The sequence below is a fragment of the Janthinobacterium sp. JC611 genome (assembly GCF_018682595.1).
Classification (GTDB): Bacteria; Pseudomonadota; Gammaproteobacteria; order Burkholderiales; family Burkholderiaceae_D; genus Janthinobacterium.
This window is the reverse complement of the sequence record NZ_JAFLJN010000014.1, coordinates 1-21378: the sequence shown is the minus strand read 5'-3', so window position 1 is coordinate 21378 and position 21378 is coordinate 1. Positions and strand designations below refer to the sequence as shown.

The window sequence follows — 21378 nt, the reverse complement described above, 5'->3', positions numbered from 1 at the left end:
CCGTGTTCTGTGTGGTGTGAGTTTCTCATGTTTTCTCTTTAAAGATATATCGTTAGTAGGTATCGTCATTTTATAACGATATATCGATAAGTCAAGGAGAAATTTGTTATGCTGGTCTTTTTCCCAGCCCACGCTCCTGCCATGCCTGACAAAACCATTGCTGAAAAAATGTACGTGAAAAACGCCAGGACCCTGGCCGTGCTCAATGACGGCGGCGCGCACGATGCCCTGCTGGCGCAGCTGCCGGCGGAAAAGCTGGTGAGCGAAGGAGAAAGCGCGGACTGGCTATTGCTGTTCGCGCGCAGCCGCGCGGAACTGGAGCGCTTCCTGCCCGTGACGCAGGCGCGCCTGGCGCCCGGTGGCGCGCTGTGGGTGGCGTACCGCAAGGGCGGGATGAAAGCGGGCAGCGACATCCAGCGCGACGATCTGCGCGCTTTTGCGCAATCGGTGGGACTCGACAGCGTGGCGATGGTCGCCATCGACGGCGAGTGGTCGGCGCTGCGCCTGAAGCAGGCTTGAGAGGGGGTTAAACGATGCCGTGCAAGGCGAGCGCCCATTCGACGTGTTCGCGCACGATGGCCGACGGATGCGCGCGGCGCGACAGCAGGGCCGCGACGATGTCGGCCTGGCCACGGGCCTTGGCGGCCGCGTTGCCCATGCCGACGGCCAGGTTGCGCAGCCAGCGTTCGTGGCCGATGCGGCGGATCGCGCTGCCTTCCATGCGGCGGTTGAACTCTTCTTCCGTCCAGGCGAACAGTTCCACCATGCCCGCGCTGCCCAGGCTATGGCGCTCGTCGAAGTCGGGCACGACGGCGCGCTGGGCGAACTTGTTCCACGGGCAGACGGTCTGGCAATCGTCGCAGCCGTACACCTTGTTGCCGATCAGGGGGCGCATCTCGACGGGAATGGCGCCCTTCAATTCGATCGTCAGGTAGGAGATGCAGCGGCGCGCGTCGAGCTGGTACGGCCCCAGGATGGCTTGCGTGGGACACACCGTGATGCACGCCGAGCACTGGCCGCAGCGCGGGGTCTCCGGCGGGTCGACGGGCAGCGGCACATCGACGAGGATCTCGCCGAGGAAAAAGAAGGAACCGCCCTGGCGGTTGATCAGCAAGGTGTGCTTGCCGCGCCAGCCCAGGCCGCCCTTTTGCGCCAGTTCGACTTCCATCACGGGCGCCGAATCGCTGAAGACGCGGTAGCCGAAGTCGCCGATCTCGCCGCGGATAAGCTCGGCCAACTGCTGCAGGCGCGAACGCATCACCTTGTGATAGTCGCGGCCGCGCGCATACACGGAGATCACGGCCGCCGACGGATCGGCGTCGCGCGCCGCCTCGTGGGCGCGCCAGTCGGGCCCCAGCGCCGGCGGCAGGTAGTTCATGCGCGCGCTGATGGCGCGCACCGTGCCCGGCACCAGTTCGGCCGGGCGCGCGCGCTTCATGCCATGGCTGGCCATGTAATCCATTTCACCGTGGTAGCCTGCATCGAGCCAGGCTTGCAAGGGCGCTTCCATGTGCGACAGGTCGACGTCGGCGATGCGCACCTCGGCAAAACCCAGCGCGCGCCCCCATTCTTTAATGGTGCGCGCCAGGACGGCGAGATCGGTGACGGTGGCGGACATAGGGGACTTTACGGAAAACGGCAGGCGCGCGGGCGGTTACAATGACAGCAGCCTCCATTTTATGCGATACGGAAGATAATGACCGAACACTTCAAAGCCCACCTCCACGACGAAGCCGGCACCGCCGCGCTGGGCGCCGCACTGGCGCGCGCGCTGGCGCCGGGCCTGGCGATCTACCTGCACGGCGACTTGGGCGCCGGCAAGACGGCCCTCACGCGCGCGCTGCTGCACGCGGCCGGCCATGCGGGCCACGTGAAAAGCCCCACCTACACCTTGTCCGAACCGTACACGGTGCAGCTCGACGGCCAGAGCGTCAACGTCATTCACTTCGACCTGTACCGCATGGGCAGCGCCGAGGAATTCCTCGACGCCGGTTTTCGCGAAGACTTCGATGGCCGTAACATCTGCATCGTCGAATGGCCGGAGAAAGCCGAACCGGTGCTGCCGCCGGCCGACCTGAATGTTTATTTGAACGTTGCGGGGTCAGGACGTGATGTAGAATTGCAAGCGTCTTCTGAATTGGGTCTGTCATGCCTTCACCGTCTCAAATTCGCCCCGAACCTTTGATCTCCTCGCCCATCACCCGGCGCACGGTCCTCAAGGCCGGCGGCACCCTGCTGTTGTCCGTGTTCGCGCCCATGTCGGCGATGGCGGCGCAAATTCTCGCGGTGCGCGTCTGGCCGGCCGAGGACTACACCCGCGTCACCCTGGAAAACGACAGCATCCTCAAGGCGACCCACTTCATCGTCAAGGACCCGGAACGGCTGGTGGTCGACATCGAAGGGCTGGAACTCAATCCCACCTTGAAAGGCCTGGTGGCGAAGATCCAGTCGAACGACCCTTACATCAAGCAGGTGCGCGTGGGCCAGAACCGGCCCAACGTGGTGCGCCTGGTGTTCGACCTGAAGGAAGAAGTCACGCCGCAGCTGTTTACCCTGCCGCCGGCCGGTTCCTACAACCACCGCCTGATCTTCGACCTGTATCCCGTGCGCGAGCCGGACCTGATCGCGCAAATGATCGAAAAGGGCGACTGGTCGAGCGACCCGGCCAAGCCGCCCATGGCCGACACGCATACGCCGCCGCCCGCGCTGCCCCTGCCCGAGAGCGGCAAGCCGCCCGTGGCCGCTGTGGCGCCGCCGGTGGCGCCCATCGCGCCGCCCGCAGCGGAACTGCGCCCCGAGCAGCGCCCGGAAGCGCGCCCGCTGCCGGGCCAGAAGGTGGTGCGCATGATTACCATCGCCCTCGATCCCGGCCACGGCGGCGAAGACCCGGGCGCCATGGGCAGCCGGGGCAGCCGCGAAAAAGACGTGGTGCTGGCCATCGCCAAGCGCCTGAAAACCAAGCTGGAACTGCAGCCCAACATGCGCGTCATGCTCACGCGCGACGCCGACTTCTTCGTCCCGCTGGGCATGCGCGTGGAAAAGGCGCGCAAGGTGCAGGCCGACCTGTTCGTCTCTATCCATGCCGATGCGTTCATCCAGCCGACGGCGCGCGGCTCGTCCGTCTTCGTGCTGTCCGAAAAGGGCGCCACCTCGACGGCCGCGCGCTGGCTGGCCAACAAGGAAAACCAGGCCGACCTGATCGGCGGCGTGAACGTGAAGAACCACGACAAGCAACTGGCCAGCGTGCTGCTCGACCTGTCGACGACGGCGCAGATCAATGACAGCATGAAGCTGGGCAAGGCCGTGCTGCGCGAAATCGGCGGCATCAACCGCCTGCACAAGGGTTCTGTCGAACAGGCCGGCTTCGCCGTGCTCAAAGCGCCGGACATCCCTTCCATCCTGATCGAGACGGCCTTCATCTCGAATCCGGAAGAGGAAGCCAAGCTGACCGACAACGGCTACCAGGACCAGATGGCCGACGCCATCGTCACGGGCATCAAGAATTACTTTGCCAAGAATCCGCCGCTGGCGAAAAGCCGCCTGACCTGACATGAAAGCCTAGCATGAGCAACAGCACCTTTGGCGAGCTGCCGGCCGTGACCATCCGCGCCGCCGATGGCGCGCAAGCGACCGTCACCCTGTACGGCGGCCACCTGGTCGCGTGGCAGACCAGCGATGGCCAGGAGCGCCTGTTCTGCAGCCGCGCTTCAGCCCTCGACGGCAGCCGCGCCATCCGTGGCGGCGTGCCCGTGATCTTCCCCCAGTTCGGCGCGCGCGGCACGGGCATGCGCCACGGCTTTGCCCGCGTGGCGACGTGGCAGCTGGAATCGACCGGCGACGCCGATGGCGCCGCGTGGGCACAATTTGCGCTGACCCAGGCCGACTTGCCGGAAGCGATCGCCGCCAGCTGGCCCTGGGCCTTCACCCTGCGCCTGCGCGTGGCGGTGCAAGGCCAATCGCTGGAGCTGAGCCTGTCCGTGCACAATACGGGCGAGCAGGCGTTCCCGTTCTCGGCCGCCCTGCACAGCTATTTTGCGATTGATCAATTGAGCGAGGCGTGCATTGGCGGCCTGCAGCGCGTGCGCTATTCGGACGAGACGCCGCAGGATGCCCTGCAAGCGGAAGAATTGCTGCAATTTGACGACAAGCTGGACCGCATCTACTACCAGTTGCCGGGCGCCTTGCAGCTGCAGTCCGGCGGCGCCACCCTGCGCCTGGAGCAGCAGGGCTTTACGGATGCCGTCGTGTGGAACCCGGGCGCGCAAGACGCGGCCGCCCTGCCCGACCTGGCTGGCGACGAATACCAGCGCTTTATCTGCATCGAGCCGGCCCTGATCCAGCCCGATACGCTGGCAGCCGGCGCCGAATGGGTCGGCCGCCAGCGCCTCAAATTTATGCAAGAGTGACTGAAAAAGTCCAGGGCTAAGCGCCTTGCCGAAGGCAGTACGCATGTACGACGAGGCATGGCAACAACGCCATGGGCTTTTTTCAGGCGCTCTTAGTTTGATTCCTTGATGATGCGGCCGTTGGCCGGCTGAATCGGACGCGCATTCAAGGGATACAGGCGGCTGAACAGCGCCATCTGCGCCGGCGAAGCCTGCACCGGCTGCTTCATCACCATCCACAGCACGCCTTCACTGCAAGGCGGCTCCGTCATCGATCCCATATAGGTGTAGTAGTCGCGCCGCGCCGGCAGCATCTCGGCCGGGTCGAGCAGGATGGTGGGCTGCATGGTCTCGAATTTTTCCAGCGGCAGGTTGTTCCACACGGTCTGGATGGTCGCCTGCGGCGCGCCCCGTTCCAGCAGCAGCGCCAGCACGGCTTGCCGCCCTTCCGCGTCGCGGTGCACCAGGTGCACCACCATCTCGAATGCCTTGCCATTGATGCGCTCTTCGGACGGACGGTGGAAATGGAATTGCTGCAGCTCGAACATGCGGTTCTGCACCGTGATGTAATTGCCGCCGCTCACGCCCACCTGCACCGTGTGGCCATTGTCGACCACATTGAACGACGAGGGGTGGTAGTCAAAGCTGATCTGCTCAAGCTCCACCTTCATGCCGTCGCGGATGTCGATCGGCGACTGGCGGCTGCCATTGCCGCACTTGGCCCAGTCGACATTGATCTTGCTCCAGTAGGCCGGGCCGCTGTCGCCCTCGTACGACCAGTGCGTGCCGCGCGGCACGGGCGGCGGTGGCGGCGGCGCGGCCTTCACCACGGCGGCGCGCTTGGCGCGGGCGGCGGCGCGGGCCGCCTGGGTGGCGCGCATTTCCGCCAGGCGCGCCGCGATGCGTTCGGACAGGTCGACTTCGGCCGCTTCTTCCTTCTCGCGCGCCGTGGGCGCGACGACGACAGGCGCCTTGGCTTCCTTGCCCTTCACCGATTCGGTCAGGGTTTTCATGGCGGCCGCGCGCGCCGACGCGGACATGGGCGCGGATGCGGCGGCGCTCGCCGAAGCGGGGGCATCTTTGGCGCTTGCCATGACCGTCATCGCTGCAAGGCTGCAAGCTAACAGGGCGCTCAAATGTCGCATGGAAATCCAGAAAGTGAGAATACCCTCTGGTTTACGGCTGGAAAGCAACAAAACTTGAATCAGTGGCGGAGTAAAACAGAAATGCGCAGAAATGCGGAGAAGAAAGTTAATCCAGGGCCAGCTGCGGACGGCGCCGCAGCGTGCTTGCCCTGGATCGACGGAGCGTCAAGCCGACTTGCCGACCATGCGCTTGTAGAGTTTCCACAAGCCGCCCAGTACCACCGGCACGACGGCGGCGCCGACACCGATCAGCACGATCAAGGTCAGGTGGTCGCGGATCCACGGGATATTGCCGAAGAAGTAGCCCGCCGTCACCAGACCGACCACCCACAACAGGGCGCCCGTCACGTTGTACATCTGGAAGCGCGCATGCGTCATGTCGGAAATGCCGGCCACGAAGGGGGCGAAGGTACGCACCACCGGCACGAAACGGGCCAGGATGATGGTCTTGCCGCCATGCTTTTCAAAGAATTCATGCGTGCGGCGCATGGCATCCTTGTTGATCCAGCGGTAATCGTGGGTGAACACCCTTTGCCCGATGGCCTCGCCTATCCAGTAATTGAGCGTGTTGCCCGTGACGGCGGCCGTCACCAGCAAGGCGATCAGCAAGCCCAGGTGCATCTGTCCCGTCGCGCAAAACGCGCCGGCGATAAACAATAAGGTATCTCCAGGGAAGAAAAACAGCACCACGAGGCCTGTCTCGCAAAAAATAATGGCAAACAGCACCGCATACACGAGGGTACCGTACTGCTCGATCAAGAGACCCAGCGTCTTGTCGACATGCACGATCATGTCGAGGAATTGCACAAAATCCATATATTTTTCCCTAAAGGTAGCGGCGGAATCATACACCACCCGGCCGGCGCAACGGCAGTCCCCCGGCCGATATTTCGTGATTAATTCGGCAGCGCCCTTGGCGGCGTGGCATTTTAAGTAAAGGTTAAGGAAACGCCGTCGCGGCAGGCCGCTGCCAGGATTGCTATCCGCAATGTTTTTCCAACGAAATATTGCCATTCCGGTATACACTTTCTGACCAGCGCAACCCGCGCCGACCAGGAGAAAACATGTATCGAACCCCACTGAGCGGCCTGACCATGGCCACCGTACTGGGCCTTGCACAGCTGACCGCCCACGCGGCGCCCGTCCAGATCAAGGCGCCCGCCGAACTGCCCGCCAAGGCGACCTTGGCCGACGCGATCAAGGCCTCGAAGCCGTCCGACTGGCGTGCGCTGGACCCGGACAACACCCTGTACCTCGACATTCCCGCCGGCCGCGTGGTGATCGAACTGGCGCCCGATTTCGCGCCCAGGCACGTGGCCAACATCAAGGCCCTGGTGGCGGAACAGTATTATGACGGCCTGGCCATCACGCGCGCGCAGGACAACTGGGTGGCGCAGTGGGGCGATCCGAACGAGAAAAATCCCAAGCCGATCCAGCATGCCCAGCGCACCCTGCCCGGCGAATTCACCGTGCCCCTGAAAAGCGTCAAGAGCTTCACGCGCCTGCCGGACGTTGACGGCTATGCGCCGCAAGTGGGCCATTCGAACGGTTTCCCGTCCGCGCGCGATCCGAAGTCCGGCACGGCCTGGCTCACACATTGCTATGCCACCGTGGGCGTGGGCCGCGACAGCGCCAGCGACAGCGGCGGCGGCACGGAGCTGTACGCCGTCATCGGCCAGTCGCCGCGCCACCTAGACCGCGACATCACGGTCGTCGGCCGAGTCGTCTCCGGCATGCCATTGCTGTCGACCCTGCCGCGCGGCACGGGCCCCATGGGCTTTTATGACAGCCCCGAGAAAAACGTGCCGATCCAGGCCATCCGCCTGGCCGCCAGCGTGCCTTTGGCCCAGCGCAGCAACCTGGAAGTGATGCGCACCGATAGCGCCGCCTACCAGGCCGTGCTGGAAGCCCAGCGCCACCGCGGCGGCCCGTGGAGCAAGGTCACGGCCGGCCACGTCGACGTGTGCAATGCGCCGATACCGGTGCGGGAGGTGGGGAAGTAGCCGGTGCCCGGCAATTCGCAACCCGTTATAATCAGGGGATGAACGCTCCCATCACGCCCCACCGCCCGATCCAGGCCCTGCCTGACCAGTTGATTTCGCAAATCGCCGCCGGCGAGGTGGTCGAGCGGCCATCGGCCGTCGTCAAGGAACTGCTGGAAAACGCGCTCGACTCGGGCGCCACGCAGATCACGGTGCGGCTGGAAGAAGGGGGCGTGAAACGCATCGCCATTACCGATAACGGGCGCGGCATCGACAAGGATCAGCTGCCGCTGGCCCTGGCGCGCCACGCCACCTCGAAGATCGCCTCGCTGCACGACCTGGAAAACGTGGGCACCCTGGGCTTCCGCGGCGAGGCGCTGGCCTCGATCGCCTCGGTGGCCGCCGTCACCGTGACCTCGCGCACGGCCGACGCGGCCCACGCGTGGGAAATCGTCGGCTCGCACAACGGCAGCGTCTCGCCGTCGTCGGGCGCGCACGGCACCACGGTCGACGTGCAGGACCTGTATTTCAACACGCCCGCGCGACGCAAATTCCTCAAGTCCGAGCAGACGGAATACGGCCACTGCGCCGAAGTCGTGCGCCGCATCGCCCTGGCGCGGCCGGACGTGGCGTTCTCGCTGTCGCACAATGGCCGCACCATCGACCAGTGGAACATCAGCGAACTGGCCAAGCGCAGCGCCCACATCCTGGGTAACGACTTCGCCGAGGCGCGCCTGGCGCTGGACGAGTCGGCCGGCACCTTGCGCCTGCACGGCTTTGCCGGCTTGCCGACGGCCTCCAAGGCGCGCGCCGATGGCCAGTTCTTTTATGTCAACGGGCGCTTCGTGCGCGACAAGCTGCTGGTGCACGCCGTGCGCATGGCCTACCAGGACGTGCTGCACGGCGACCGCTTCCCCTCGTATGTGCTGGCGCTCGACCTCGACCCGGCCCTGGTCGACGTCAATGTGCACCCGTCGAAGATCGAAGTGCGCTTCCGCGACAGCCGCTCGGTACACCAGTTCGTCTTCCACGCGGTGCAGCGCGCGCTGGCGCAGACGTCGGCCACGGCGTTCGGCAGCGTGCCGGCGCCCTTGCCGGCCGCTTCCAGCCTGGGCGGCGACGCCGGCGCGGCTGGCGGCGGCCCCGGCATCTGGCGCCGCGAACAGACGCAAACGTCGTTCGGCGCGCAATTCACGAATACCTTCGCGCCCGCCTCGCCCGGCGCGAACCGCCCCTTCTTTGCCGAGGCGCCAGGCGTCGCCCAGGATACGGCGGCCTACGGCGCCCTGTTCGGCGGCGGCGCATCCTCGCCCATCACGCAGGTGGAGCCCTACATCGCCTCGCCCGAGGCGATGGCGCGCGAAGAATATCCGCTGGGCTTTGCCCTGGCCCAGCTGCACGGCATCTACATCCTGGCGCAGAATACCAAGGGCCTGGTGCTGGTCGACATGCACGCCGCGCACGAGCGCATCCTGTACGAACAACTGAAGAACGCGCTGCAGGCGCAGGTGTCGGGCCAGGACATGCAGGTGCAGTCGCTGCTGATCCCCGTGACGTTCTACGCGGACGCCATCGAAGTGTCGACGGCGAATGAAAACCAGGACACATTAAAAGCGCTGGGCTTCGACATCGCCGCCCTGTCGCCCACCACCCTGGCCGTGCGCTCCGTGCCGACCCTGCTGAAAAACGCCGACGCGCAGACGCTGGCGCGCGACGTGCTGCGCGACGTGCGCGAATACGGCGGCTCGCGCGTGCTGATCGAGCGCCAGAACGAATTGCTGGGCACCCTGGCTTGCCACACGGCCGTGCGCGCCAACCGCATCCTGTCGGTGCAGGAAATGAACGCCCTGCTGCGCCAGATGGAGAGCACGGAACGCGCCGACCAGTGCAACCATGGCCGGCCGACGTGGGTGCAGGTCGAGATCAATGCGCTGGACAAGCTATTTTTACGGGGACAGTGAGTTTCCCCCAAACGGCGAATACCGGGGTCGGCCCCTGAGGGTCCGACCCCAGCCCTTAACGCCGGGTTTGACAAAGACCTACGCAGACTTGCGCACCACCTTACAAGATTCAACATGCAAACCACCCCACACCTCCCCCTGGCCGTCGCCATCATGGGCCCCACGGCCAGCGGCAAGACGGCCAGCGCACTGGCCATCGCGCAAGCCATCCCGTCCGAGATCATTTCCGTCGATTCCGCCCTCGTCTACCGCGGCATGGATATCGGCACGGCCAAGCCGTCGCACGCAGAACTGGCCGCCGTGCCGCATCACCTGATCGACATCATCGACCCGCTCGACGCGTATTCCGTGGCGCAGTTCCGCAGCGATACCCTGCGCCTGGTGGCGGACATCTCCGCGCGCGGCAAGCTGCCGCTGCTCGTCGGCGGCACCATGCTGTACTTCAAGGGCCTGGCCGATGGCCTCGACGATTTGCCCGGCGCCGATCCCGCCTTGCGCGCCCAATTGGAAGAGGATGCGACCGCCATCGGCTGGCCCGCCATGCATGCGCGCCTGGCGCAGCAAGACCCCGTCACGGCCGCGCGCCTGGCGCCGCAGGATGCGCAGCGCATCGGCCGCGCGCTGGAAATCATCGCCCTGTCCGGCCAGCCCATGTCGGCCCTGCTGGACCGCCGCGAAAAGACCGTGCTGCCATTTCAATTGCAATCGTTCGCGCTGGAGCCGTCGGACCGCGCCGTGCTGCACGCGCGCATCGCCACGCGCTTCGACCTCATGCTGAAAAACGACGCCCTGCTCGACGAAGTGGAGCAGCTGCGCCGGCGCGGCGACCTGCATCCGGGTTTGCCCTCGATGCGCTGCGTGGGCTACCGCCAGGCCTGGGAATACCTCGACGGCCGCATCGACCGTGCGGCCTTGCGCGAGACGGGCATCATCGCCACGCGCCAGCTGGCGAAACGCCAACTGACCTGGCTGCGCTCCATGCCGGAACGCATCGTCATCGATTGCCTCGGTGCCGACCCGGCCAGCGCCATGCTGGCACAGATCCAGCCGTTGCTGAAATAATCATGAACGCGGCAGCACGCAAAAAATCCGCACATTTTTTTGCGCCGGCATTGACAAGGAAATGCGAAGACTGGATAATGCTCGGCTGTTGGGTGATATAGCTCAGTTGGTTAGAGCACAGCATTCATAATGCTGGGGTCGGTGGTTCAAGTCCACCTATCACCACCAAAGAACATCGATCAGGTTTGCCCTGGTCAAAACCAGCATCCGGTCTGACCGGTCTGTTTGGTGATATAGCTCAGTTGGTTAGAGCACAGCATTCATAATGCTGGGGTCGGTGGTTCAAGTCCACCTATCACCACCAAGAATTAGCAGCATCGAAAAACCCGCCACTGCCCCGTGCAGCGGCGGGTTTTTTCATTTCCGGCGCCGCCGCGTATGCGGCCTGGGCGCAACACCTGCGCCACTCGCATGCAAGCGGGGATTGTGGCAAGCGGCCACTGGCGCTTACAATGAGAATAATTCTCATTTATATTATTCATCGCCCATGTCCGCCATCCAGCCCAGCCTGCAACAGCAAGTGCAGTCGCTCTACAGCGAACATCACGGCTGGCTGCTTGGCTGGCTGCGCAAAAAACTCAGCTGCCCGCATGGCGCGGCCGACGTGGCGCAAGACACCTTCGTGCGCATCATCGCCTCGCGCGACGCGCTGTTCGGCATGCGCGAGCCGCGCGCCTACCTGTCGACGACGGCGAAGCGCTTGCTGCTCGACCGCACGCGCCGCCAGATACTCGAGCGCAGCTACCTGGCGGAACTGGCCCTGCTGGCCGACGGCCTGCCCGGCGCGCCCTCGCCGGACGAGATCCTGATGGCCGTGCAGGCGCTCGGGCAGATCGCCACGGCGCTGGATGGCTTGTCCAGCAAGGCGCGCGACGCCTTCTTGCTGCACTACCTGGAAGAGCAATCGCAGGCCGCCGTCGCCGCACACCTGAACGTCTCCACGCGCATGGTGCAAAAATACCTGGTGCAAGCCTTGCTGGCCTGCCGCCACGCCTGCCCGGCCATGGCGGCATGAATCGCCCCGGCGCCGAGGTGGCGGCCGAGCAGGCCGCGCACTGGATCGTGCGGCTCAGCGCCGGCGACCCGGCCGAGCGCGAACAGGCGCGCATCGGCTTCGCCGCGTGGAAGGCGGCCGACCCGCTGCACGCGACGGCGGCCGCCGGCATGGAAAACCTGCTGCGTCAATTGCACGCCGTGCGCGAGCCGGCCGGCGGCGACCACCGCCCCGCGCGCGCCGCCCTGGCCGCCATCGCCCCCGACCGCCCCCGCCAGCGTCTGCGCCGGCTGGCCGCCGCCAGCGCCGTGGCCATGCTGGTGCTGACCGGTGCGCTGGCCCTCGGCGAGCACCCCGCCTGCCTGCTGGCCGACCTGCGCAGCCCCACCGGACAATGGCGCACGCACACGCTGGCCGACGGCAGCCGGATCACCCTGGGCAGCGACAGCGCCGTCAACGTGCGTTTCCATGCAGGCGAGCGGCATGTGGAGCTGGTGCGTGGCGACATCCTCGTCGACGTGGCCAGGGATGCGCGGCGCCCCTTCATCGTCGACAGCGAGCAGGCGGCGATCCGCGCCCTGGGCACGCGCTTTACCGTGCGCAGGGAAGACGGCGCCACCATCCTGAGCATGCTGGAATCCAAGGTGCTGGCGCAGGTGCCGCAACATCCGGCCGTCGTGGTGCAGGCGGGCCAGCGCACGCGCATCACGGACGACGGCGTGGGACAGCCAACGGCCATCGATGCGGCCAGCGTGCAGGAAGCGTGGCGCACGCGCCAGCTGGTGGTCGACGACCAGCCGCTGGCCGAGGTGCTCGACGAGCTGGCGCGCCACCGCCCGGGCCAGCTGCATTACGACCGCGCGCAGATCGCCGGCATCCGCGTGGCGGCCGTGCTGCCGCTGGACGATACGGACAAGGCGCTGCAGCTGTTGATCGACAATTTCCCGCAGCTGCGCATCCGCATGCTGACGCGCTACCTGGTGATGGTGGACGCGCCCGCAAAAAAATAAATACATTTTTTTTGCATTCGCGGTTCCACTTTGCGCATCTCGCGCGTCAAGGCAGCTGAGATCAATCCAAAAAGGCTGTCACCATGTACGCTCAAGTCGTTGCCGTTTCATCCCCGCACACCCTGCGCACGCGTCTGCGCCCGCTGGCCCTGGCGGCCATGCTGCTGGCCGGCGCCGGCCTGCACGCCCAGGCAGCCGCCCAGGCGCAGGCCAGCCCTGCCGCCATCAGCTACGCCATCCCCGCCGGTCCGCTGGCCGGCGCGCTGAACCGTTACGCCCTGCAGGCGGGCGTCTCCATCGTCATCGACGCCTCCAGGGTGCAGGGGCTGCAGACGGCTGGCCTGCAGGGCAGCTACGCCATCGAGGACGGTTTCGCCGCGCTGCTGCGCGGCAGCGGCTACGCCATCGGCAAAACGGCCACCGGCTATGTGCTGGTGGCCGCGCCGGCGTCCGCGCCCACCGCGGCAGCCAGCGCCGCTTCGGCGGCCGAACGTACCATGCCCTCGATTACCATCGTCGGCCAGGCCGAGCAAGGCGCCACCACGGAAGGCAGCGGCTCCTACACGGCGCGCAAAGTCACCATCGGCAAGGGCGAGCAAGCGATGAAGGACATCCCGCAATCGGTGAGCGTGCTGACGCGCCAGCGGCTGGACGACCAGGGCATCACGGACTTGCGCGAAGCCGTCAACAACGTCACCGGCGTGGTGGGCGTGCATGGCGTGGGACCGGGCGTGGTGATCACGGCGCGCGGCTTCCAGATCGACCAGTGGCAGTACGACGGCGTGCCGATCGACCGCAACACCTATGCGCTGGGTAACTGGGGCCAGGAAAACATGGTCATCTACGACCGCCTGGAAGTGCTGCGCGGCGCTTCCAGCATGCTGGTCGGCACGGGCAGCCCGGGCGGCTCCGTCAACCTGGTGCGCAAGCGTCCGCTGGCCACGCGCGCGATCACGCTGACGGGCCGCGCCGGCTCGTGGGACCACTACGGCGCCCAGGTCGACATCAGCAGCCCCCTGAACGCGGAAGGCAGCCTGCGCGGACGCGCCATCGTCGACGAAGACGACAGCCACTCCTTCATCGACCAGGTGTGGAGCAAGAACCGCACCCTGTATGCGGCGCTCGACTATGACCTGGCGCCCGCCACCACCTTGGGCCTGGCCGCCAGCCATGTGAAAGCCCACGGCCGTCCCACCTTCATCGGCCTGCCCCGCTACGCGGACGGCAGCGAACTGCCGCTGCCGCGCTCCACCTTCACGGGTGCCGACTGGAACCGCAGCCTGGTGGAACAGAGCACGGTCTACCTGGACCTGGAACACCACTTCAACACGCAATGGAGCCTGAAGGCCTCGGCGCTGGGCATGAATGAAAGCACCAGCTCCACGCACCAGCGCACGGCCTTCGCCATCAATCCCGACGGCAGCGGCGCGCGCTATGGCGACTTTTCCACCGATTTCGACAACCGCAAGCGCGGCATCGACGCCTTCGTGCGCGGCCAATTCGACGGCCTGGGCATCGCGCAGGAAGTCGTCGTCGGCGCCAGCTATGTCAGCTTCACGTCGAACGACCGCTATGCGCGCGCGTGGGAAACGGGGGCGGATATCTTCCATATCAACCACCATCGCCCGTGGCAGGACTTCGACACCATCGCCGCGCGCCCAGCGGGCGTGACCAGCTACAGCACCTACGACATGCGCCAGAAAGGCCTGTACGCCACCTGGAACGGCCAGCTGACCAGCAATCTGAAAGCCCTGCTGGGCGGGCGCTTCAGCTGGTACGACTTCCTGTATGCCACGCCGGACGGCTACCGCGACGCCACGCGCGCCACGGCCAGGTTCACGCCATCGGTAGGCCTGATCCATGCATTGACGCCGCAATGGTCGGCCTACGCCAGCTATGCGGACGTGTTCCAGCCGCAGACGAACCACGATGTGGCCGGCCGGACCCTCAAGCCGATCACGGGCAGCAACTACGAGGGCGGCATCAAGGGTGAACTGCGGGACGGCAAGGTCAACACCTCGCTGGCCGTGTTCCGCTATGACCACAAGGACCGCGCCGTCACCGACTACGCCGCCGGTTTCGCCTGCGATGGCTGGTACTGCTCGCGCGCCTCGGGCAAGGTGCGCAGCCAGGGCCTGGAAGCGGAAGTGTCGGGCGAGGCGGCGCGCGGCCTGCAGCTGTCGGCCGGCTACGCCTACACGACGACGACCTATCTCGACGATCCGGACAACAAGGGCCAGATCTTCTCCACCTGGACGCCGAAGCACATGCTGCGCCTTTGGTCCAGCTATGCGCTGCCCGGCGCGTGGGACAAGTTCAGCGTGGGCGCCGGCGCCAGCCTGCAAAGCCATACGGTCGATACCGAGCGCACCTTCAAGGTTGCCGGCTTCTCGATCTGGAATGCACGCCTGGCCTGGCAAGCCACGCCGCAAATGGTCCTGTCGCTGAACGTCAACAACGCCTTCGACAAGCGCTACATCATCCCTGCCTACAACACCACGGGGTCGAACAACTACTATGGCGAGCCGCGCAACGTGCAGTTCACCCTGAAGTACACGCCGAAGTGGTAAGACGACCAGGAGGCTGAGAGCCGGCGCGCTGGCCATGGCGCGGGACTGGCATTCAGTTCGCGCCGCGGCCGGGATTTTCGGCTAAGATGATGGCGCGGCATTGCGCCGCACCGCATCGTGCATCGGCCTCTCATTCATCTACACCGTCAATGGAACAAAAAGACAAGTCTTGGGTCACTTCGGTGGACGTCGCCAAACGGGCCGGCGTCTCCCGCTCCGCCGTCTCGCGCACGTTCACGCCCGGCGCCAGCGTGGCGCCCGAAACACGGGCCCGCGTGATGGAGGCGGCGCAATCGCTGGGCTACCAGGTCAACATCCTGGCGCGCAGCATGAACCAGGGACAAAGCAACCTGGTGGGCGTCGTCATCACGGGCTTCACGGACCCGTTCCGCGTGGCCCTGCTGGGGGAAATCACGCGCAGCCTGAGCGAACATGCGCTGGTGCCGCTGCTGATGAATACGGAAGACCCCGAACGCCTCAGCGAATTGCTGCGCATCCTCCTCAGCTACAAGATTTCCGGCGTCATCATGACGTCCGGCTCGCCGCCATCCGCCGTCGCCACGGAATACCTGCAGCGGCAAGTGCCGGTGGCCATGATCAACCGCGCGCGCGACCTGAAAGGCGTGGACGTGGTCAACAGCGACAACCGCCATGGCGGCGAACTGGCGGCCAGCACCCTGCTCGACAGCGGCGCCAAACGGCTGGCCTTCGTCAACACGCGCGCCAGCAGTTTCAGCGGCATCGCGCGCGGCAAGGCCTTCCTCGACCACCTGGCGCCGGCCGTGGCGAAGAAGCGCTGCACGGCCGGCGAATACCTGGCCGACGCCATCGGCTACCAGGCGGGCCAGGAAGCGGCCGACGCCCTGCTCGCGTCAGGCAAGCTGCCCGACGGCGTCTTTTGCGCCACCGACCTGATCGCCTGCGGCTTCATCGACGCGGCGCGCAGCAAGTACGGCATCGACGTGCCCGCGCAACTGCAGGTGATCGGCTTCGACGATATTCCCATGGCCGCGCTGGACGCCTACCAGCTGACCACCATCCGCCAGGATGCGGGCGAACTGGCGCGCCGCGCCGTCAAGAGCCTGGTCGAGCGCATGGAAAAATTTGCCATGCCGGGCCGCCTGAAGGAAGTGCCCGTCACCCTGGTGCGGCGCGGCACGACGCGCTAAACGATGCAGCATGGCAGATGGCGCGCCGCCGTCTGCCCGCCCGCCGTTCCCCGTTTTCCACACTTTTTCATCCCCCGCCTGTACTTGTTGACATCAAAAAAAATCCGGGTTACTGTTTGCACACGCGTGCTGCACACGTGTGCAATTTCTTCAGACAGGCCAGTTCTGGCCACACCATTAAAAAAGCGCCCCATCCGCGGAGGCGTATCAAGGAGACTGTGATGTTGAACCACGTTCTAAGAATCGCCCTGTTCGGCGCCGGGGCCATCGGCCTGGCGGCCTGCACCACCCCCGCCGGCACGCAGCAAAATACCACCGCCGATCCGAAGCTGGCGAAGATCGGCCAGATCGTCGTCGTGTACATGGAAAACCGCAGCTTCGACCATCTGTTCGGCACCTTCCCCGGCGCCGACGGCATCGCCAATGGCCACGCGCCCGACACCACCACGCAGACAGGCCCCGATGGCAAGCCTTACCGCCTGCTGCCCGCCGTGGCGTTCGACAAGGGCGGCCTGGATCCGCGCTTCAAGGGCGACATCGGCAACCAGGCCTTCCGCATGGAGCCGAGCGTCTCGCTGGGCGACAAGACGGCCAGTCCCGTGCATGCCTTCTGGACGCACAAGCGCCAGATCAACGACGGCAAGAATGACCGCTTCGTCGTCGAGGGCAATACGGGCGCCCTGCCCATGGGTTATTTCGACGGCAGCAAGCTCAAACTGTGGGCGCTGGCGCAGCGCTACACCTTGGCCGACCGCTTCTTCCAGTCCGCCTACGGCGGTTCCTTCCTCAACCACATGTGGCTGACCTGCGCCTGCACGCCCGTGTTCCCGAACGCGCCCACCTCCATCGTCGCCCAGGACGACCGCGGCACGGGCCACAAGAAGGGCGAAGAGGCGGAAGTGACGCAGGATGGCTACGCCGTCAACACCATGCAAGGCCCGCTGCTGTTCGATCCCACCAAGAAGCAGACCTTTTTGCCGCCGCAAACCATGCCCACCATCGGCGACCGCCTGACGGACAAGGGCATCTCGTGGGTCTACTATGCGGACGGCTACGACATCGCCGTCGCCTCGACCAAGTCGGGCAAGAAGGCCGAGGATTTCTCGTACCACCACCAGCCGTTCACCTACTTCAAGCGCTTCATCGACAGCCCGCAGCAGCGCGCCACGCACCTGAAGGACCGCTCCGACATGATCGCCGACATCAAGGCAGGCAAGCTGCCGCCCGTCTCGTTCTACAAGCCGATGGGCAAGAAGAACATGCATCCGGGGATGGAAAAATCGAGCGTGGCGGCCGGCGACGACGAGGGCGTGGCCATCATCAGCGCCATCATGGAAGGCCCGCAATGGAAGGATACCGTCGTCATCGTCACCACCGATGAAAACGGCGGCTTCTGGGACCACGTGGCGCCCCCGAAAGGCGACCGCTTCGGCCCTGCCACGCGCATTCCCGCGCTGGTGATCTCGCCCTTCAGCGAAGGCGGGCATATCGACCATACCGAATATGAAACCGTGTCGATCCTGAAGTTCATCGAGGAACGCCACGGCCTGGCGCCATTGAGCGAACGCGATGCGCGCGCCAACAGCCTGGCCAAGGCCCTCAAGCTGTAACTCCCCCCCTGCCTGTCTACCCTGGGTGCGCCGTCCTGCGCGGCGCGCCCGGGCTCACCACACCTGAAGGAAACGCCATGCTGCACGCACGCCATCTGCCCCTCTCCCTCCTGATGCTCGCCCTGGCCGCCTGTGGCGGCGGCGACGATACGCCGCCCCCTGCCACGCCACCGATAACGCCGCCGGTGACGCCACCAGTGACGCCGCCGCCCGCCACCTACTACCAGACCAAGACACCGTACACGCCACAACAGGAAGCCGCCACCTACGAGGCCGCGCCGGCCGGCTACGCGCCCGTATTCACCGAACTGGTGGCGCGCCACGGCTCGCGCGGCCTGTCGAGCATGAAGTACGACGCCGCCTTCTACAACGTCTGGCAAAGGGCGGCTGCCGACGATGCGCTCACGCCGCTCGGGCAAAAACTGGGCGCCGACATCCTGAAACTGATGAAGGCCAACGCCCTGCTCGGCTATGGCGTGGACGGCATCACGGCGCCCGGCTACGGCAACCTGTCGCAGACGGGCATCAATGAACACAAGCAGCTGGCCGTGCGCATGCTGGCGCGCCTGCCCGCCCTGTTCACGCAGCTGGGTAGCAATGCCGCCAGCGCGCCGCGCCAGATCGTCACCGTCAGCTCCGGCGTGGACCGAGCCAAGGACAGCGCCGCGTATTTCGCGCAGTCGCTGGCCAGCACGGCGCCAAGCGTCGCCCCGCTGATCACCTTGCCGCCCGCCCCCACGGGCTACCCGGCCGGCAAGCCCGTGGCGCAGCCGGCCGGCACCAACCGCTTCCTGCTGTATGCGCACAAGCTGGTGCCGAAGACGGACCTCGTCACCGATGCCCTCGACCGCTACTACCAGACCTACCAGGACAGCCAGGCCTACCAGGCCTACCTGAAAAGCCCCGACTTCCTGGCCAAATACACGGCCATCGACACGGATGCGACGGCGCGCACCCTGGGCCGCGAAGTACTGGAACGCTTGTTTGCCAAGGCGTTCGTGGACAAGATCGACAACGGCACCTACAGCTTCGCCAATACGGGCACCTACAGCTTCACCAGCGACGACGGCAAGTTCACCAACACCGTCACGGGCGACGGCGAGACCACCATCAAGGGCCTGGCCGATGCCGCTTCCGTGCTGTACAACCTGTACGCCATCATGGCCGGCATGACGAACGAGGTCAAAGCCGACTTCGTGCAGTACATGCCGTCGGATGCGGCCAGGTACCAGGCCTTCGTGCAGGACTACCAGGATTTTTATAACAAGGGTCCCGGCACCACGGAGAGCGCCAACGTCACCTGGAACTACGTGCGCGCGCTGCGCGAAGACTTCTTCACGGAAGTCGACGCCATCGCGCGCGGCGACCTGTCGCACGGCGCCAAGCTGCGCTTCACGCACGCCGAAGCCATCATCCCGCTGGCCACGGCCATGGGCCTGAAGTCCGTCGTCGGCACGCTGCCGGCGGCGCAGACCTACAGCTATGACAACAGCAGCTGGCGCGGCCTGTATGTGGCGCCGATGGCCGCCAACATGCAATGGGATGTGTACCGCGACGGCAGCGGCAATGTGCTGGTGAAGATGCTGTACAACGAAAAGGAAACGGACTTCCAGGCCGCCTGCGATGGCGCCCGCTTTGCCGCCGGCAGCCATTTCTATGTGTACGCGAAGCTGAAGACCTGCTACGGCCACGTGGCACAGTAAACAGGGAAGGCAGGCGGGCAGCCGTGCCCGCCTGTTTCACGTTTGGTGCTAGGCTTGCACGTAGGAAATTAAACTCAGCTACGGACTTCCATGCGCCCACCACCTACCCCGACCAGCACGATGCTGGCCCTGGCACTGGCCCTCTGCGCCAGCCCCGCCCTGGCCGTCGAAGGCTATTACCAGACCAAGACGCCGTATGCGCCGCAGCAGGACCCGGCCACCTATGCCGCGCCGCCGGACGGCTTCCAGCCCGTCTTCACGCAGCTCGTGGCGCGCCACGGCTCACGGGGGCTCACCAGCATGAAAAACGATGCGGCCCTGTATGCGATGTGGCAGCAAGCGGCCGCGCAGGATGCGCTCACGCCCCTGGGACGCGAACTGGGTCCCGACATCCTGGCCCTGATGAAGGCGAATGCCTTGCTCGGCCATGGCGTGGCAGGCATCGAGCAAGCCGGCTATGGCAATCTGTCGCAGACGGGCATCGACGAACACCGGCAGCTGGCCGCGCGCATGCTGGCGCGCCTGCCCACCCTGTTCGCGCAGGTGGCGCAGGAGTCGGCGACGGCGCCGCGCCAGCTCGTCACCATCAATTCGGGCGTGGACCGCGCGCGCGACAGTTCGCGCTTCTTCACGCAATCGCTGCTCGAGCACGCACCCGCGCTGGCGCCCTTGCTCTACCTGCCGCCCGCGCCGGCGCCGTATCCGCAGGGACGCAAGGCCGCGGTACAGCCGATATTGCAGCCCGATGGCGTGAACCGCTTCCTGCTGTATGCGCACAAGCTGGCGCCGCGGACGGATCTTGTCACCGATCGGGCCAACCCGCATTACGCCACCTATGCCGCCAGCCAGGCCTACCAGTACTATGAAAGAAGCAAGCAGCTGCACGCGCTGATGGATGCTCCCGCCAGGCTGCCAGCAGCGGCCGCGCATGCGCGCCATGTGCTCGAACGCCTGTTCGCGCCCGCTTTCCTCGACCAGTTCGAAGGCGGCCGCGCCAGCTATGCGGACACGGGCAGCTACACCTTCACCAGCGCGGACGGCAAGCTCACGCGCACCATGACGGGCAGCGGCAAGACCGTCATCCGCAGCCTGAATGCGGCCGCCACGAAACTGTATGAGCTGTATGCGATCGCCGCCGGCATGCGGCATGAAGTGCCGGCCGATTTCGGCCGCTACATGCCCATCGAGGATGCGCGCTACTACGCGTATGTGGCCGACTACGAGGATTTTTACCAGAAGGGACCGGCCACCACGGAAAGCGGCGGCGTGACGTGGCGTTTCGCGCTGGCCTTGCGCGAGGATTTTTTCAAGGAAGTCGACGCGCTGGCCAGGGGCGACTTGCGCCACGCGGCCAAGCTGCGCTTCACGCACGCCGAGATGATCATCCCGCTCGCTTCGGCCATGGGCTTGCAGCAGATGCTGGCGCCCCTGCCGGCATCAGTCGGTTACAGTTATGCGACGAATCCGTGGCGCGGCCAGAGCGTCTCGCCGCTGGCGGCCAACATGCAGTGGGATGTGTATCGCAACGGCGAAGGCCGGCTGATCGTGCGCCTGCTGTACAACGAAAAGGAAACCGACTTCCAGGCCAGTTGCGACGGCGCCCGCATCGCGCCCGGCAGCGTCTTCTACGACTATGCGAAACTGAAAACCTGCTACGGCCACGTGGCGGCGCGCTGACGCGCTGATGCTGCGCGCCGCCATCTTTTACAGCGGATTTTACTTCAGGGTCGGCATGGCGAATTCCGCCCCGGCCGCCGTCGAGGCCGGCCAGCGCTGCGTCACGGCCT

General features: G+C 65.7%; 18 protein-coding genes and 2 tRNA genes. 17 read left to right on the top strand and 3 right to left on the bottom strand.

Features of this window, described 5'->3' with window-relative positions:
* The first annotated feature begins 141 nt into the window (after positions 1 to 141).
* Positions 142 to 519, top strand: coding sequence for a DUF3052 domain-containing protein (locus J0O65_RS09360; RefSeq protein ID WP_215406179.1), 378 nt, complete (start codon positions 142 to 144; stop codon positions 517 to 519).
* A 7-nt stretch (positions 520 to 526) separates the two neighbouring features.
* Here the strand turns inward: J0O65_RS09360 and queG are convergent, their stop codons facing one another.
* The gene (gene queG, locus J0O65_RS09355) at positions 527 to 1618 is read right to left on the bottom strand and encodes a tRNA epoxyqueuosine(34) reductase QueG (RefSeq protein ID WP_215406177.1); all 1092 of its coding nucleotides are present in this window, start codon (positions 1616 to 1618) and stop codon (positions 527 to 529) included.
* A 78-nt stretch (positions 1619 to 1696) separates the two neighbouring features.
* Between queG and tsaE the strand changes: the two genes are divergently transcribed.
* From tsaE to J0O65_RS09340, 3 genes are read left to right on the top strand one after another with little or no spacing between them, the layout of a single operon-like run.
* Positions 1697 to 2185 (top strand): tRNA (adenosine(37)-N6)-threonylcarbamoyltransferase complex ATPase subunit type 1 TsaE, encoded by a 489-nt coding sequence (gene tsaE / locus J0O65_RS09350; RefSeq protein ID WP_152250554.1) that lies wholly within the window; start codon positions 1697 to 1699, stop codon positions 2183 to 2185.
* Positions 2149 to 3549 carry an N-acetylmuramoyl-L-alanine amidase gene (locus J0O65_RS09345; RefSeq protein ID WP_215406175.1) on the top strand — a complete coding sequence of 467 codons (1401 nt, stop codon included), beginning with the start codon at positions 2149 to 2151 and terminating at the stop codon, positions 3547 to 3549. Before tsaE ends, J0O65_RS09345 begins: the two co-directional genes overlap by 37 nt.
* A 14-nt stretch (positions 3550 to 3563) precedes the next feature.
* On the top strand, positions 3564 to 4406 hold the full coding sequence (locus J0O65_RS09340) for a D-hexose-6-phosphate mutarotase (protein WP_215406173.1): 843 nt from the start codon (positions 3564 to 3566) through the stop codon (positions 4404 to 4406).
* Positions 4407 to 4498: 92 nt separating this feature from the next.
* Here the strand turns inward: J0O65_RS09340 and J0O65_RS09335 are convergent, their stop codons facing one another.
* Positions 4499 to 5398, bottom strand: coding sequence for a carbonic anhydrase (locus tag J0O65_RS09335; RefSeq protein ID WP_502793551.1), 900 nt, complete (start codon positions 5396 to 5398; stop codon positions 4499 to 4501).
* Between J0O65_RS09335 and J0O65_RS27860 the strand changes: the two genes are divergently transcribed.
* On the top strand, positions 5397 to 5588 hold the full coding sequence (locus J0O65_RS27860; RefSeq protein ID WP_251373666.1) for a hypothetical protein: 192 nt from the start codon (positions 5397 to 5399) through the stop codon (positions 5586 to 5588). The two genes, J0O65_RS09335 and J0O65_RS27860, sit on opposite strands and share 2 nt — an antisense overlap.
* Positions 5589 to 5695: 107 nt before the next feature.
* On the opposite strand, the gene J0O65_RS09330 is transcribed toward J0O65_RS27860, so the two are convergent.
* Positions 5696 to 6346 carry a VTT domain-containing protein gene (locus tag J0O65_RS09330; RefSeq protein WP_070223029.1) on the bottom strand — a complete coding sequence of 217 codons (651 nt, stop codon included), beginning with the start codon at positions 6344 to 6346 and terminating at the stop codon, positions 5696 to 5698.
* A 248-nt stretch (positions 6347 to 6594) separates the two neighbouring features.
* On the opposite strand from J0O65_RS09330, the gene J0O65_RS09325 reads away from it, so the two are divergent.
* The 12 genes from J0O65_RS09325 (at position 6595) to J0O65_RS09270 (ending at position 21268) form a co-directional block, all read left to right on the top strand.
* Entirely contained in the window at positions 6595 to 7533 is a 939-nt protein-coding gene (locus J0O65_RS09325) for a peptidylprolyl isomerase (RefSeq protein ID WP_215406169.1), read from the top strand.
* 38 nt (positions 7534 to 7571) lie between these two features.
* Positions 7572 to 9473: a DNA mismatch repair endonuclease MutL gene (gene mutL / locus J0O65_RS09320; RefSeq protein WP_215406167.1), complete on the top strand. Its 1902-nt coding sequence runs from the start codon at positions 7572 to 7574 to the stop codon at positions 9471 to 9473.
* 114 nt (positions 9474 to 9587) lie between these two features.
* Positions 9588 to 10535, top strand: coding sequence for a tRNA (adenosine(37)-N6)-dimethylallyltransferase MiaA (miaA, locus tag J0O65_RS09315; RefSeq protein WP_215406165.1), 948 nt, complete (start codon positions 9588 to 9590; stop codon positions 10533 to 10535).
* Positions 10536 to 10626: 91 nt separating this feature from the next.
* A tRNA-Met gene (locus J0O65_RS09310) sits at positions 10627 to 10703 on the top strand.
* Between the two features lie 59 nt (positions 10704 to 10762).
* Positions 10763 to 10839, top strand: a tRNA-Met gene (locus J0O65_RS09305).
* A gap of 183 nt (positions 10840 to 11022) precedes the next feature.
* Complete coding sequence (locus tag J0O65_RS09300) at positions 11023 to 11550, top strand: sigma-70 family RNA polymerase sigma factor (protein WP_215406163.1); 528 nt, start codon at positions 11023 to 11025, stop codon at positions 11548 to 11550.
* Positions 11547 to 12539 carry a FecR family protein gene (locus J0O65_RS09295; RefSeq protein WP_215406161.1) on the top strand — a complete coding sequence of 331 codons (993 nt, stop codon included), beginning with the start codon at positions 11547 to 11549 and terminating at the stop codon, positions 12537 to 12539. Before J0O65_RS09300 ends, J0O65_RS09295 begins: the two co-directional genes overlap by 4 nt.
* 83 nt (positions 12540 to 12622) lie before the next feature.
* Entirely contained in the window at positions 12623 to 15109 is a 2487-nt protein-coding gene (locus J0O65_RS09290; RefSeq protein ID WP_215406160.1) for a TonB-dependent siderophore receptor, read from the top strand.
* A 149-nt stretch (positions 15110 to 15258) separates the two neighbouring features.
* Positions 15259 to 16278, top strand: a complete 1020-nt coding sequence (locus J0O65_RS09285) for a LacI family DNA-binding transcriptional regulator (RefSeq protein ID WP_131685455.1) — start codon at positions 15259 to 15261, stop codon at positions 16276 to 16278.
* A 221-nt stretch (positions 16279 to 16499) separates the two neighbouring features.
* Positions 16500 to 17888 (top strand): alkaline phosphatase family protein, encoded by a 1389-nt coding sequence (locus tag J0O65_RS09280; protein ID WP_215406159.1) that lies wholly within the window; start codon positions 16500 to 16502, stop codon positions 17886 to 17888.
* Positions 17889 to 17965: 77 nt separating this feature from the next.
* Positions 17966 to 19591 (top strand): histidine-type phosphatase, encoded by a 1626-nt coding sequence (locus J0O65_RS09275; protein WP_215406158.1) that lies wholly within the window; start codon positions 17966 to 17968, stop codon positions 19589 to 19591.
* A 90-nt stretch (positions 19592 to 19681) separates the two neighbouring features.
* Positions 19682 to 21268, top strand: coding sequence for a histidine-type phosphatase (locus J0O65_RS09270; protein WP_251373616.1), 1587 nt, complete (start codon positions 19682 to 19684; stop codon positions 21266 to 21268).
* Positions 21269 to 21378: the final 110 nt, after the last annotated feature.

Excerpts from the sequence above, each read along its gene's own strand:
- miaA (WP_215406165.1), top strand. The coding sequence starts at position 9,588 with ATGCAAACCACCCCACACCTCCCCCTGGCCGTCGCCATCATGGGCCCC.
- mutL (WP_215406167.1), top strand. The coding sequence starts at position 7,572 with ATGAACGCTCCCATCACGCCCCACCGCCCGATCCAGGCCCTGCCTGAC.
- J0O65_RS09340 (WP_215406173.1), top strand. The coding sequence starts at position 3,564 with ATGAGCAACAGCACCTTTGGCGAGCTGCCGGCCGTGACCATCCGCGCC.
- J0O65_RS09290 (WP_215406160.1), top strand. The coding sequence starts at position 12,623 with ATGTACGCTCAAGTCGTTGCCGTTTCATCCCCGCACACCCTGCGCACG.
- J0O65_RS09275 (WP_215406158.1), top strand. The coding sequence starts at position 17,966 with ATGCTGCACGCACGCCATCTGCCCCTCTCCCTCCTGATGCTCGCCCTG.
- J0O65_RS09325 (WP_215406169.1), top strand. The coding sequence starts at position 6,595 with ATGTATCGAACCCCACTGAGCGGCCTGACCATGGCCACCGTACTGGGC.
- J0O65_RS09270 (WP_251373616.1), top strand. The coding sequence starts at position 19,682 with ATGCGCCCACCACCTACCCCGACCAGCACGATGCTGGCCCTGGCACTG.
- J0O65_RS27860 (WP_251373666.1), top strand. The coding sequence starts at position 5,397 with ATGGCGGCCGCGCGCGCCGACGCGGACATGGGCGCGGATGCGGCGGCG.
- J0O65_RS09345 (WP_215406175.1), top strand. The coding sequence starts at position 2,149 with ATGCCTTCACCGTCTCAAATTCGCCCCGAACCTTTGATCTCCTCGCCC.
- J0O65_RS09335 (WP_502793551.1), bottom strand. The coding sequence starts at position 5,398 with ATGAAAACCCTGACCGAATCGGTGAAGGGCAAGGAAGCCAAGGCGCCT.
- J0O65_RS09330 (WP_070223029.1), bottom strand. The coding sequence starts at position 6,346 with ATGGATTTTGTGCAATTCCTCGACATGATCGTGCATGTCGACAAGACG.
- J0O65_RS09295 (WP_215406161.1), top strand. The coding sequence starts at position 11,547 with ATGAATCGCCCCGGCGCCGAGGTGGCGGCCGAGCAGGCCGCGCACTGG.
- J0O65_RS09285 (WP_131685455.1), top strand. The coding sequence starts at position 15,259 with ATGGAACAAAAAGACAAGTCTTGGGTCACTTCGGTGGACGTCGCCAAA.
- tsaE (WP_152250554.1), top strand. The coding sequence starts at position 1,697 with ATGACCGAACACTTCAAAGCCCACCTCCACGACGAAGCCGGCACCGCC.
- J0O65_RS09300 (WP_215406163.1), top strand. The coding sequence starts at position 11,023 with ATGTCCGCCATCCAGCCCAGCCTGCAACAGCAAGTGCAGTCGCTCTAC.
- queG (WP_215406177.1), bottom strand. The coding sequence starts at position 1,618 with ATGTCCGCCACCGTCACCGATCTCGCCGTCCTGGCGCGCACCATTAAA.
- J0O65_RS09360 (WP_215406179.1), top strand. The coding sequence starts at position 142 with ATGCCTGACAAAACCATTGCTGAAAAAATGTACGTGAAAAACGCCAGG.
- J0O65_RS09280 (WP_215406159.1), top strand. The coding sequence starts at position 16,500 with ATGTTGAACCACGTTCTAAGAATCGCCCTGTTCGGCGCCGGGGCCATC.